The sequence below is a fragment of the Neisseria weaveri genome (assembly GCF_900638685.1).
Taxonomy (GTDB): domain Bacteria; phylum Pseudomonadota; class Gammaproteobacteria; order Burkholderiales; family Neisseriaceae; genus Neisseria; species Neisseria weaveri.
On the sequence record NZ_LR134533.1, the window covers coordinates 470,699 to 484,141 of the forward strand.

14 protein-coding genes are annotated in these 13,443 nt (G+C 45.8%); 8 read left to right on the forward strand and 6 right to left on the reverse strand.

The genetic code is table 11. The annotated features are described in order from the left end of the window. Position 1 precedes the first annotated feature (1 nt). The 6 genes from EL309_RS02285 to aroB all read left to right on the forward strand — a co-directional run bounded on the left by EL309_RS02285 (position 2) and on the right by aroB (position 5,655). On the forward strand, positions 2-583 hold the full coding sequence (locus tag EL309_RS02285) for a PilN domain-containing protein (protein WP_004285027.1): 582 nt from the start codon (positions 2-4) through the stop codon (positions 581-583). A gap of 2 nt (positions 584-585) precedes the next feature. After that, positions 586-1,221: a type IV pilus inner membrane component PilO gene (locus EL309_RS02290; RefSeq protein ID WP_004285026.1), complete on the forward strand. Its 636-nt coding sequence runs from the start codon at positions 586-588 to the stop codon at positions 1,219-1,221. Between the two features lie 21 nt (positions 1,222-1,242). Then, positions 1,243-1,782 carry a pilus assembly protein PilP gene (locus EL309_RS02295; RefSeq protein WP_036494688.1) on the forward strand — a complete coding sequence of 180 codons (540 nt, stop codon included), beginning with the start codon at positions 1,243-1,245 and terminating at the stop codon, positions 1,780-1,782. 21 nt (positions 1,783-1,803) lie between these two features. After that, positions 1,804-3,972 (forward strand): type IV pilus secretin PilQ, encoded by a 2,169-nt coding sequence (pilQ, locus tag EL309_RS02300; protein ID WP_036494673.1) that lies wholly within the window; start codon positions 1,804-1,806, stop codon positions 3,970-3,972. A gap of 62 nt (positions 3,973-4,034) precedes the next feature. Next, positions 4,035-4,568: a shikimate kinase gene (locus tag EL309_RS02305; protein ID WP_004285023.1), complete on the forward strand. Its 534-nt coding sequence runs from the start codon at positions 4,035-4,037 to the stop codon at positions 4,566-4,568. Positions 4,569-4,572: 4 nt separating this feature from the next. Beyond that, positions 4,573-5,655, forward strand: a complete 1,083-nt coding sequence (gene aroB / locus EL309_RS02310) for a 3-dehydroquinate synthase (RefSeq protein WP_004285022.1) — start codon at positions 4,573-4,575, stop codon at positions 5,653-5,655. Positions 5,656-5,762: 107 nt separating this feature from the next. Here aroB and EL309_RS02315 read toward each other — a convergent pair whose 3' ends face one another. Continuing rightward, complete coding sequence (locus tag EL309_RS02315) at positions 5,763-6,521, reverse strand: TatD family hydrolase (protein ID WP_172795974.1); 759 nt, start codon at positions 6,519-6,521, stop codon at positions 5,763-5,765. Positions 6,522-6,598: 77 nt separating this feature from the next. Further along, positions 6,599-7,510: a Dyp-type peroxidase gene (locus EL309_RS02320; RefSeq protein ID WP_004285020.1), complete on the reverse strand. Its 912-nt coding sequence runs from the start codon at positions 7,508-7,510 to the stop codon at positions 6,599-6,601. Between the two features lie 483 nt (positions 7,511-7,993). Here EL309_RS02320 and EL309_RS02325 point away from each other — a divergent pair, with 483 nt between their 5' ends. Then, entirely contained in the window at positions 7,994-8,785 is a 792-nt protein-coding gene (locus EL309_RS02325) for a Cof-type HAD-IIB family hydrolase (protein WP_004285019.1), read from the forward strand. A 296-nt stretch (positions 8,786-9,081) separates the two neighbouring features. Further along, on the forward strand, positions 9,082-10,587 hold the full coding sequence (gene pta, locus EL309_RS02330) for a phosphate acetyltransferase (protein WP_004285018.1): 1,506 nt from the start codon (positions 9,082-9,084) through the stop codon (positions 10,585-10,587). Positions 10,588-11,025: 438 nt separating this feature from the next. On the opposite strand, the gene EL309_RS02335 is transcribed toward pta, so the two are convergent. The 4 genes from EL309_RS02335 to EL309_RS02350 form a co-directional block, all read right to left on the reverse strand. Then, complete coding sequence (locus EL309_RS02335; RefSeq protein ID WP_040669604.1) at positions 11,026-11,799, reverse strand: DNA adenine methylase; 774 nt, start codon at positions 11,797-11,799, stop codon at positions 11,026-11,028. Beyond that, complete coding sequence (locus EL309_RS02340) at positions 11,772-11,957, reverse strand: Com family DNA-binding transcriptional regulator (protein ID WP_331852467.1); 186 nt, start codon at positions 11,955-11,957, stop codon at positions 11,772-11,774. The genes EL309_RS02335 and EL309_RS02340 overlap by 28 nt, the downstream gene beginning before the upstream one ends. A 168-nt stretch (positions 11,958-12,125) precedes the next feature. Continuing rightward, on the reverse strand, positions 12,126-12,551 hold the full coding sequence (locus tag EL309_RS02345) for a hypothetical protein (RefSeq protein ID WP_004283006.1): 426 nt from the start codon (positions 12,549-12,551) through the stop codon (positions 12,126-12,128). A 67-nt stretch (positions 12,552-12,618) separates the two neighbouring features. Beyond that, on the reverse strand, positions 12,619-13,389 hold the full coding sequence (locus EL309_RS02350) for a hypothetical protein (protein ID WP_004283005.1): 771 nt from the start codon (positions 13,387-13,389) through the stop codon (positions 12,619-12,621). Positions 13,390-13,443 lie beyond the last annotated feature (54 nt).

The following is a 13,443-nucleotide window of genomic DNA, read 5'->3' on the forward strand; positions in this document are numbered from 1 at the left end:
AATGATTGAATTAATTAAAATCAATCTGCTTCCATATAGGGAAGAAATCAAAAATAAACAAAAACAAAAATTCAAGCTCATGATTTTGGCAGCTCTTGCAGGGGGTTTAGTTGTCTCTACTTTTATATATTTTGCAATCAATCAAACTATCCGTTCACAAGAAAACAGGAATACTTTTTTAAGTAATGAAATTAACCGCATCGATAAAAAATTAGAGGAAATCAAAAAGCTGAAAGAAGAAAAGGAAATTTTTATTTCGAGAAAGAAAAAAGTTGAAGAATTACAAGAAAAGCGCTTCCAAGCTGCGTATATTTTAGACACGTTAAATGTACTTATTCCTGAAGGAACTTATTTAACTGCCATTAATGCAGAGGATGCAAATACCTATATCATTACAGGGCATGCATTAAGTGATAATAGAATTGCCATGTTTATGCGCTCCATCCCAAGCACTGGCATCTTCCAGCAACCTGAGCTACTAAGCATCAAAAAAGTTGAGAATATTCAGGAATTTACTTTAAAAATTACATTAAACTTCAAAAATAATTCTAATGAAGTAATGCATGATGACCAAGGGAAATAAAAATGTCTGCTCAAAATTTAAAAGATCTTGATCTTCAAAATCTATATAAACTGAACTTACTGGGAAAAATTATTATTGCATGCTTAGTAACACTACTTGTCATTGTTTTGGCTTATTTTGCAATCTTTAAATCCCAATTGGAAGAGCTCTCTACTACACAAGAAAAAGAATTGGAGCTAAAAAAAATATACACCCAAAAAAGCATTCAAGCAGCTAGCTTAAATAATCTGAAAGCTGAACTCACTGCAATCAGAATGTCCTTTAACGTGCTATTAAAACAACTGCCATCTGAAACCGAGATACCCAACTTAATTCAAGAGCTTCACCAAGCCGGCTCTAAAAATGGATTACGCATGGACAGCCTAACTCCTCAAGCACCGGTAACAGACGGTCCAATACAAGTTTTGCCACATGATATTGCCATTACAGGAAAATATAGCCAAATTAGTGAATTTACTCGTGATGTTGGCTCTTTATCCCGAATTATTACGTTGGAATCCTTAAAAATTAATAAACACAAGGATGACAAAAATAATTTACTGACTATGATTGCGACAGCCAATACCTATAAAGCACGTACTTCTGAAGAAATTACTGCAGATATTGCTGCTGCAAGTGCAGCAGCTGAAGAACAATAATTCGGGGACAACACCAAAATGATAAAAAAAATACTTATTCTAACGGGTTTAACCCTACTTAGCGCCTGCTCTTCTGAACATGAAGATCTTCAAGAATGGATGCAAAATACACAGAAACAAGCTCGTGCAAATATCAAACCGTTCGAAGCGCCATCTGTAAAACCTATGCCGCCTTATATTCCTCCTAATCAAAATGGTTTAAATGCATTTGACCCTAAACGGTTAAATATGATTCACAGAGGCGCCAACGCTCCAAATTTAAACCGCCCTAAAGAAGTCTTGGAAAACTTTAGTTTAGAGAATCTAAAATACGTCGGCCTATTGGAAAACGGCAAACAAACTTCTGGATTTATTGAAGCTGAAAACCATATTTACACAGTTGCAGAAGGTAACTATATCGGGCAAAATTTTGGGCTTATTAAAAGTATCACTGCCGATAAAATTTTACTACGTGAAGTAGTGGAAGATAGTCAAGGAAACTGGGTTTTCCGTGAGGCAGAACTACTGCTGAGTAGCGGTGAAACAAATCAAGATAAAACAACGCCTACAGGCAATAAATAATTTACGGGGGTATTAATCATCATGAAACCAGGAAATTTTCAAGCTCTTTCAGCAATAGGTTTAATGTTTACTGCCATGCATTCCGCTATGGCTGGCAATATTACAGATATTAACGTATCCAGTTTGCCTAATAACCAAAAAATTATCAAAATTACTTTTGATAAAGATCCTATTAATCCAAGCGGTTTTGTTACTTCAACACCTGCCCGTATTGCTTTAGATTTTGCCGGTACGGATATCAAGCTAGCGAACCCTGTATTGGAGTATGCAGATCCCTTGCTAAATCAAATCACAAGTGCCCAAAATAATAATCGTGCACGGCTTCTGTTAGGCTTAAATAAAGCCGGGCAATACAATACCGAAATCAAAGGTAATGAAGTTTGGGTTTATATTAAAGAAGCCCCCAGCTCAACTCAGTCTAAAGCCGCACCAATTCAAACCAATGCATATATAAATGAGCAAAATCATAAGGCCCGTAAGCCATCTGAGCAAATTATCGCGACAGCTAATATAGATTTCAGAAAAGGCGCACAAAATTCCGGTATTGTCGAATTTAACGCACCTGCATTCTCCGGACAGCCGGATATTAAACAACAGCAAGACCGATTAATCGTTACTTTAAAGAATTATCCGATTACGGCCCAATCTCAAAGAAGTATCGATGTTCGTGACTTCAATACGCCTGTACATAATGTAACCATGAAACGACTGGGTAATAACACTCAGCTTGTCATCAAAAACCAAGGAAGCTGGGCTTTCAAAACGCAAAATGCCAATGGCCGCTTCCAATTTGAGATTACTCAGAAGAGTAATCTCTCTACCCAAGGCGTACCCGGAAATGTCAATAAAGCATTTAACGGTAGAAAAATTTCTTTAGACTTCCAAAATGTTGAAGTTAGAACAATTTTGCAGATTTTGGCAAAAGAATCCGGTACCAATATCGTAGCGAGCGATAGCGTTAACGGAAAAATGACTTTAACTTTAAAAGATGTGCCTTGGGATCAGGCCTTAGATTTGGTTATGCAGGCCCGCAATTTAGATATGCGCAAACAAGGCAATATCATTAATATTGCTCCTAGAGAAGAGCTGTTGGCAAAAGATAAGTCGACACTGCAAGCTCAAAAAGAAATTGAAGAGCTGGGTCCACTATTTTCTCAAACATTCCAATTAAAATATAAAAACGTAGAAGAATTCAGAAAAATTTTACGTTTGGATGAGAAAAGCAGCAGTCAAAATAATAATTCCAATACATTATTGAGCAGCCGTGGCAGTGCTTTAATTGATCCAAGCACGAACACTTTGATCTTAACGGACAACAGCAATGTTATCCGGAAATTCCAAAAACTGATTGACGAACTGGATGTACCTACCCGTCAAGTGATGGTAGAGGCTCGTATTGTTGAAGCTAAAGACGGTTTCTCACGCAGTTTGGGGGCTAAATTTGGTTACACTGCCAATACTTCCCGTAACAGCTGGGGATCCAATTGGAGTAATGCCGTTAATAATCAAGGAACACACGTTACCAACCAATATAACCGCGCTAGGGATCAAATTAACGGCACATTGACGAATCCCGAACCTTTCTCCATGAATCCTAATGTGAATCTACCGGCAGCAGCGGCAACCAGCAGTATCGCTTTGGTACGTTCTATCGCTTCAGGCGCTTTGGGATTGGAATTATCCGCAATGCAAGAACAAAACCGCGGGAAAATTATTTCTAATCCAAGAGTGTTAACTCAGGATAGAAAAGAAGCAACCATCGAATCCGGTACCGAAATTCCTTATCAGCAATCCACGTCGAGTGGTGCCACTTCGGTATCGTTCAAAAAAGCCGTATTGGGTTTAACCGTTACACCCAACATCACTCCGGACGGTCAGGTTATTATGAATATCAAAATCAACAAAGATAACCCCAATGAGTGTGGCATTGTCGATGGCCAACAAACCTTGTGTGTCAGCACCAAGCGCCTGGAAACCCAAGCCATGGTTGAGGATGGCGGTACATTAATCGTCGGAGGTATTTATGAAGAAGAAAATACCAACACTGTCAACCAAGTTCCTTTATTGGGCGATATCCCGGTTTTAGGCAATCTGTTTAAAACCAGATCGCGCAATGAAGCTCGCAAGGAATTGCTGATTTTCATCACACCCCGCATCATGGATAATCAAGGCAGCAATCTTCGTTATTAATAGATTCAAGCCCGAATTGATTAACCGATAAATTAAACACTTAATATTATTTTTCGTTTAAAATGCCTGCTATGAATACCATAGCAGGCAATTTATTTTTAATCGGTTTGATGGGAGCCGGAAAAACCACTTTGGGAAAGCAGCTTGCCCAAAGGCTTAACCGTTGCTTTTTTGATAGTGATCATGAAATATGTCAAAGAACCGGCGTATCCATACCTACCATATTCGAATTAGAAGGCGAACAGGGATTTCGCGACCGTGAAAGCAACGTGATAAACGAACTTACCCACATGGAAAATATTGTATTGGCAACCGGTGGCGGTGCAGTTTTACGTCCGGAAAACCAATCTTTTCTCAAAAAGCGCGGTACCGTTATTTATCTGCATGCTTCTCCCGAAGTTCTTCTTAAGCGTACCCAGCACGACACTAACCGTCCCCTGCTTCAGGTGGATAATCCTTTAGCCAAGCTGCAAGAACTTTATAACGCAAGAGACCATATTTACCGCTCCCTTGCCGATGTTGTAGTCGAATCAGACCAACCCAACTGCTATAAAACACTCGAGCATTTGCTGAATATCCTTCCCCAGAGCAAATAATCCTATGCGTACCCTTAATGTAAATACCCCGTCCCACAGTTATCCGATTTTTATCGGCGAACATCTGCTTGATAATGCTGCCGATCTGCTCCAACCTTACTTAAGCAAACAGGCTGCCATCATTACTAATGAAACCATCGCCCCACTTTACTTAGACAAACTTTCTGCGAACCTTAACCATGCCGGCATACGGAATTTCAGTATCATCCTGCCTGACGGTGAGCAGTATAAAGACTGGCAAACCCTAAATCTGATTTTTGACGGTCTGATGCAAAACCGCGCCGAAAGAAAAACGACATTAATCGCATTGGGAGGCGGCGTCATTGGAGATATGGTAGGGTTTGCCGCTGCCACTTACCAACGCGGCGCGCCTTTTATTCAAATTCCTACCACCCTGCTCAGTCAGGTTGATTCGTCTGTGGGCGGCAAAACGGCTATCAACCACCCTTTGGGGAAAAATATGATTGGTGCATTTTACCAACCTCAAGCCGTACTGGCCGATTTGAATACCTTATCCACACTGCCTGCCCGCGAATTATCAGCAGGTTTGGCCGAAGTCATCAAATACGGTGCATTAGGAGATGAACATTTCCTTGAATGGTTAGAAAAAAATATTCATCTGCTTGTAGCAAAAGACAGCCCTACCCTAATCGAAGCCGTTTATCATTGCTGTCATATGAAAGCCGAAATCGTTTCCCAAGATGAAACCGAACAGGGCATCCGCGCTTGGTTGAATTTAGGGCACACTTTCGGCCATGCGATTGAAGCAGAACAAGGTTACGGAAACTGGCTGCATGGAGAAGCAGTCGCAGCAGGCATGATTTTAGCCTGCCGTTTGTCGGAAGAACTAGGTTGTATCAATGCCCAAGATACGCAAAAAATACGCAATCTGCTTGATGCCGCCCATCTTCCTGTCGAACCGCCCTGCTTTGATTTCGAACGCTGGATCGAGCATATGAAACATGATAAAAAAGTCAGCAGCGGTATTATGCGTTTTATCGGCTTGGATAAATTAGGCAAAGCAAACATTACTGAAATTACCGATATGGAAATTTTAAGAAGAACACTCCAGCCGTATCTTCCCTGATTCACCCTGAAATTTCAGACGGCCAATAGCAAATAAACTTATTTTTATGTCCCGGCAATATCAAAAATACAGTTTATTTGCTATAAAACTTTATAGATTATATAAATTCAAAAATCCAATAATTGCGCCACATTACGCTCGGTCTGTTCTGCAATCTCGTCCACAGATATGCCGCGGATTTCTGCAATTATTTCCGCAATCGCAGCCACATTGGCAGGTTCGTTGACCGAATCCTTCAACATAAAAGGGCTGTCTGTTTCCAATACCATCTTATCCAACGGCAATCTTTCCGCTGCCAATCTGACTTTTTTAGCAGTCGGATTCAACAACAGCGAGCCGATACCGATCTTCAAGCCGCACCGTATAAACCCTTGAGCTTCTTCAAGACTTCCCGAAAAAGCATGCACAATCCCACCCCTACTGAAACCCGATTCTTTCAATACCGCCAACATCACGGCAGACGACTTCAAATTATGCAGAATCACCGGGCGGATTAATTTTTCCGCCAGCAGCAATTGGGCTTGAAACCAATCAATCTGGATCCGTTTCTGCTCCTCCGTTAATGCCTTATCATAAAAATCCAAACCGATTTCACCCACCCATGCCCGAGGAAACGCCAACAATTTCTTTTCCACTTCAACCAAATCATCGGCGCATGCCTGCCCTGCAAACCACGGATGAATGCCAAATGCAATATGTATACCGTTTGTATCCGACAATGCGGACACTTTATCAAAATCGGCCGCAGAAGCAGAAGGCACAATAAAACGGCTCACGCCCGCCTCCGTCGCACGGTTTAAAACATCGGACAAGTTCCCTGTAAAAGCCTTATCGGCAAGATGGCAATGGGTATCGGTAAACATAATTTCACACAAATAACATCATTCAGAAACAGAAGGCCGTCTGAAAATTTCAGACGGCCTCAAGCTCAACCCTCAAGCAATCAAAGTGCTTTCAAACGGTCAACGGAAGGCGCATAGTAATACGCTCCGGAAACCGGCAAGGTAACATATTTCAACAGCAAATCGGTTTTCCCGTCCGCCTCGCCGAACATACTCAGCAGTTGCGCTTCGATATTGTGCAAGGTCCGGCAATAAGCGATAAACATCAAACCATGCTCACCCGAGGCTTTACCAAACGGCAGACTACGGCGGACAATCTTCAAACCCACGCCGTTTTCCTTGATGTTTACCCGACCTAAATGAGAATCCGCACGACGCACTTCCTTGCTAAACTCCTCATTCTCCACTTTGGATCTGCCTACCGACGCTTCCTGTTCTTCCAAAGGCACCTGTTTCCATTTATGCAAATCATGACGGTACTTCTGAACCATCACATAACTGCCGCCTTCATCTTCCCGGTCGCCGGGAATCAGCGCCACGTTGGCAACATTCTCATCGCCTTGCGGATTTTCCGTACCGTCGACAAAACCGTCCAAGCCACGGTCTTCAATCCAGCGGAAGCCGTGCGTTTCATCACGCACATCAATGATACCTTCAAAAATCTCCACCAGCTTCATCGCCAAAGCAAAATTCACATCCGGGCGCATAGACTGGATATGAAACAGCACATCATGTTGGGTTGCCGGTGCCAAACCGCCTCCCAAAGCACGGAACGGCTTAATTTCCGCGCCTTCCCCGGTATGCCCGAAAGCCTTCCAAAGTTCGCTGCCGAAGCCGATGGTCAAACCCAAAACGCTGTCGGGAAATTGGGTTTGCATTTCTGACAACGCCGCCAAAGCAGCTGAACATGCACGGGGGATGTCCGAGCGTTTTTCTAGGGCAACATTGGCTTCAATAAAAATAGCGGCCTTACAATGATCCGGAATAATTGCGGTTTGTGGTTGTTTCATCATTTTTCCTGCAAGGTTTGTATAATGTTTGATTATAAACGATAACAAGATGATTTCTAATTATTTTCCAATAAAATCATCTATTCGGAAGATTAAGTCGGGCAATCCGCCCCCTTTATTATCCGACCGCCAGGATACCGTATATTTATAGAAACCCAAGCCGGTCGCCAGCACATATATTACTATACCGCAGAGTGAAAGAATACAGCTAAATTACCTTCAAGCTCGAACCTTTATGATTCATATTTTCAGACGGCCTTCATCATGCTCAACAAACTTTAAAACAGGCCGTCTGAAAATTTGCGCGATACCTCCTGATTTTCAGACGGCCTTACCGACAAAGCACCACATCAAAAACCGCTTCACTATTACCGTATTTTTTTCACTGCCCTGACACGCACGAAAAATTCCGAGACAGCCGGACCGGATATCGACAGCCGGTTTATTTGTTATACTGCTGTCCGGTTCACTACTCCGCACACCATCATGCTTACCCCTAAAATCATTTTCTTTGATATCGACGATACGATTTACCAAAAATCCGGCGATATTTTACGCCCGTCGGTATTACAGGCCATGTTGGCATTAAAACAGCAAGGTATCTTAACCGCCATTTCCACCGGTCGTCCTTTTGCGGCCATTCCGCCCAAAGTGCACGACGTTATCCGCCAAGCAGGAATCGATCTGATCATGACAACCAACGGACAGATCATCCGTCATCGCGGCGAAATTCTCGACAAACAGCCGTTAGATAAGGCAAAAATCGAAAAAATGTGTGTATTTTTGGAAAACCGCAAAATTCCCTACGCTTTTGTCGCCGACCACACCATCGCCGTTTCAGAGTCGGTACCATTGGTTGAAGATGCGCTAACCGGCATTATTCCCGATTATCCGACTGACAAATATTTTTACCGCAACCACGACGTGTTTCAAATGCTGGTTTTCTATCCGGAACATCAAGATATCGTCAGCAGCGAAGCCGCAAAATACGGTTACAAAACCGTCCGCTGGCACCCGAATGCCGTCGATATGCTCGATATTTCCAGCTCCAAAGCCCGAGGCATCCGCCACGCCCTATCGCTGTTGGCCATCAAACCCGAACAAACAATGGCTTTCGGCGACGGATTGAACGACATAGAAATGATGCAGGCCGTCGGTTTCGGCGTTGCGATGGGCAACGGACATCCTGAATTGAAAGCCGCTGCCGACTATATTTGCCCGGCAGTCGGTGAAGACGGCATTTTCAAAGGCTTGCAGGCTTTAAAACTGATTGCCTGAACCGCTGTTATGCTTGATACCGAACACCGACAACCTCGGTACAAGCCTGCCTGCCGATACCAACTCGACCCGATATTTTTCAGACGGCCTCAAAACACCCGCCCCCCCCCCGCAGCCGCATTCAAATATTTTTCAAAAATTTAATACAAGGCATTAATTTTATTGTATATTTATTCGGTCTAAAAACCGGAAGACACGTTTTTCAGATATTTTTCAGACGGCCTTTTGATATAAAATGCCGATTGTAATGCTATAATCACAACAATTTTTCCCTCTTGGTTAATAAAGGATAATTTATGGCTAATGTATTAGTTGTACCTGTTTCCGGCCGTATCGACAGCTACGCAGCCGTCGAAGCGGTTTCAAAGGCTCTGCCAAACGCCACCGCATTCCGTGCGTTTGACGATGCAGGTCAAGCCGAATTATTGATTTGCACAGGCAAAGGCGACGACTGGCTGGACAAACTGGTTTCCGACATCGCCGCCCTGAATACTGAAAATGTCGTTATCGAAGGTGCCAAACCCGATTTGGAATGCTCGGTTTTACCGACTAAAAACTTGGAAATCGCCTTATCCGTAGATGCCAACGTCGTTTTCGTCGCCAAAGCAGACGACGATGCCCAAAGCGTCGCCAAACGCCTGAACATGGTTAAACAAATCTATACGACCGCCGCAGGCATTCTCGCCGGCTTCGTATTGGAACAAGAAAACGACGCATTGGGCGCCGCCATTTCCGAACATACCGGCTTAGCCTATCTCGGCTCCGTAAACAACATCAAAGATACTGCCGCCGTATTGAAAGTTACCAACCGCATGTCTCCGGCACAATTCCGTGTCAGCATGATGGAAGCCGCGCGCAAAGCCAACAAACGGATCGTCTTGCCGGAAGGCGCCGAACCGCGCACCGTACAGGCCGCCGCCATCTGCCATGAAAAAGGCATTGCCCGTTGCGTATTGCTGGCACCGCGTGCCGAAGTGGAAGCAGTTGCCAAAGAACGCGGCATTACCTTGCCCGATTCTTTGGAAATCATCGATCCGGCCACATTAATCGAACAATATGTAGAGCCCATGTGCGAACTGCGTAAGAGCAAAGGCTTAACACCCGAGCAAGCACGCGAACAGCTGCAAGATACCGTAGTTTTGGGCACCATGATGATGGCTCAAAACGATGTAGACGGCTTGGTATCAGGCGCGGTTCACACCACCGCCAACACCATCCGCCCTGCTTTGCAGTTGATTAAAACCGCCCCTGGCGCCAGCTTGGTATCGAGCGTATTCTTCATGCTGCTGCCGAATCAAGTTTTGGTTTATGGCGACTGCGCCGTCAATCCCGACCCGACCGCAGAACAATTGGCCGATATCGCCATCCAATCTGCAGACTCGGCCAAAGCATTCGGCATCGAGCCCAAAGTAGCCATGATTTCTTACTCTACCGGCACGTCAGGCGCAGGCCCAGCAGTAGAAAAAGTAGCCCAAGCGACCGAAATCGCCAAAGCCAAACGCCCGGATTTGGACATCGACGGCCCGCTGCAATACGACGCGGCAACCGTACCGAGCGTGGCAAAATCCAAAGCCCCCGGCAGCACCGTTGCAGGCCAAGCTACCGTATTGGTATTCCCGGATTTGAACACCGGCAACTGTACATACAAAGCAGTACAGCGCAATGCCAACGTATTGAGCGTAGGCCCGATGCTGCAAGGCCTGCGTAAACCTGTAAACGACCTGTCCCGCGGCGCCCTGGTAGACGACATCGTTTACACCGTTGCATTGACCGCGATTCAAGCTGTTCAAATGGCTCAATAATCCTTTATTGAACTGAGGAAACGACAGAAAGCCCGATTTTTTAATCGGGCTTTTTAATTAGCTGTAAAAGAAAATAAACCGTTTCCGACAACAACAAATCCAAACTTAAAATCCGTTTGAAAAATTAAGGCCGTTTGAAAAATTAAGGCCGTTTGAAAAATTAAGGCCGTCTGAAATTTAAGGCCGTCTGAAATTTAGGCCGTCTGAAAATTTTCAGACGGCCTTTTCCGTGCCCTAACACCAATGGTAGCAGCACTCGGTTTCATAGCCATATCGGATGCAAAAGCCCGGTAATTGAAGCCGCGCGCGAAAAATCGGCGCGTTTTTTGAGATAAACCGGATTTAAATTTGTTGCACTCTGTGAAATACTTTTGCAAATTATACCGAACTCGGGAAAGCAGAATGACAAAAGCGACGATGTAGTCGCTTTTGTTTTATCTACCAGTTGCAGATGACCAGCTCGCCGCTGGTCTTTTGCGTTTTATCACGGCAGATTGAATAGGCAAGCTCGAGGCGGTGGATGCGGAAGTTTTTAAACAGCTCGAGAATATCCGGGTGGTCGTTGATGGACAGCATGACCTTGCCTTTACACTCCCCCATCATCTTGGCCAGTAGTTCGTACTGTGCCCAATCAAAGGCGCGGTCGTAGCCGGCAAGCTGCCAATAAGGCGGGTCGGCGTAGAAGAAGGTGTGTTCGCGGTCATAGCGTTTGAAGCACTTTTCCCACGGTTCGTTCTCTATATATACACCGCTCAGGCGTTGCTGCGCTGCTTTCAGACGGCCTGCTATGTCGGCGGCTTTAAAGCCTGCACCTGTAGTGGCCGTGCCGAAATGTTGGTCGATGGTTTTGCCGCCGAAGGCGGTGTGTTGCAGGTAGAAGAAACGTGCCGCCCGCTGGATGTCGGTCATGCACTCAGGCGGGGTGGATTGCAGACGGGCGAACACTTCGCGGCTGGTCAATGTCCATTCAAACTGGCGCACGAACTCGTCGAAGTGGTGCTGTACAACTCTATATAAGTTGATGAGTTGGCCGTTGAGGTCGTTAAGCACTTCACACTTGGCGGGCTGAGGCCGCAGAAAAAACAGAGCAGCACCGCCTGCGAACAACTCCACGTAGCATTGGTGCTCGGGAAACATAGGGAGCAGGTGTTTGGCCAAGCGGCGTTTGCCGCCCATCCACGGAACTAACGGCGCGGGTTTGTTGGTGGGCATATACTTTCCTTTGGGATTGGATGCTCACCGGCATTCTGAGTTGTTAAAGAGCTTATGTTGTTGAGCGTATGGCAACGCGGACACTTGATTTCAAAGCGGCCGATGCCGATTGCCAACAGCTTGTTACAATTTTTGCAACGATGTTTCATTTTTTGCATTCATCCTATGCGTTAGTGATAAAATGCCGCTGCCTCGCGAGGTGGCGGCTTCGAAGCTAACGCAGGGGGCATCTGCTTGGCTGGCGTGTCGGTGTTGCCGCACCGGCACGTCGCCGTCTTTTAATATTTCTTCATATTTGGGCCGTCTGGGATTTCAGACGACTTCTTTTATTTGCGTATCAAAAACAACGCGGCCAGCATATTGGGGCTGATGCGCCAAGCCTCGCTGATACCCAAAGAGGCGGCAACGGCCTCGCTGCAAAACCAACGATTTTGACGTTGGCGGAATGGGCGGAACACCACACCCAAACTGCCCGGCAAGTCGTAGCGGAAGCCTGTGCGTTGCTCGAACCAATCTTTGACCAGTGTTTCAGACGGCCACCCGGAGCCGATGTCGATAAAATCCCAATGATCAGGGTTGAATTTGATTTTTTTGAACCGCACGCCACCGTCAAGCCAGCTGGCCGAGGCACACATGCCGTCTGAAAACACCACTTCGCAGTGGCTGTACGGGCCGCTGTCGGCGAAACGCACCAAGCGGCTAATCCAGCCGCGCCATCCGGGCAAAGTACCTTTATATAACGCTATTTTCATAAAAAAATCCCCACATAAAGATGCAGGGATATTAAGGCGGGAGTCTACTGCGGGCTATTAAACGGGTTTAAAGATTATCTACATCAGATGATGCCTGTACGGGATGGGTGGGCAAATGATAAACAGGGCTGATGGCCTCAACCTTGTCGACATCTTGAGCCTGCTCCAGCCGGTCGGCATAAGCTTGACGCTGCCCGGCCACCGTCGCCGACAAGGCGGCAAACTGCTTGGCTTTTTGCAGCGCCTTTGCACGGAGGCCTTCTAAATCACACCCACGGTCGGCGGCAATTTGTGCCAATAGCGGTGTAGGGGCAGACGGGTTTTGTTCCCATGCCAACGCCTCGGCCGCCTGCATTGACCATGTTTGGCGTTCAAATTCCGGTACTTCGTAAGCTTTAGATACTTGCCAAACAAACTCTTGAGCTTTGCCATTGATTTCATCTAATTTGACAGCTTTGACTTGATTCAGCTGCTCAACCTTAGATTCCTCGCTAATCATCCATTTTTTGCCGTCCCATGTGTGCCACAAGCTCGGGCGCTCTTCAAATGTGAGGCCGTCTGAAAGCTCGCCCACAGCATCTACAATCACGGCTTGGCCGTCTGCAGTACGGTAGGCTATTTGTCCGCGATGGTCGGGTATGTACTCCCACGCCTCGCCCGTCCAACGCGCGGCGTGGCCGTCTCGGGTTTCGGGCGGGGCGGTGTCGATGCAGCCGCCGGGGATAATGTAGCTGCCGTCGCGGGCGTTGATGTCTAAATCGGCCTCGGTTTGTCCGAGATACAGGCCGTCTGAATCTAATTGGCAGACGGGTTTTGTCCATTGGATGTTTTGGGTCATTGCTGCTTCCTTGTTTGATGCGGCGGGCAGGGATGCCCGCCCTACGGTTTATGC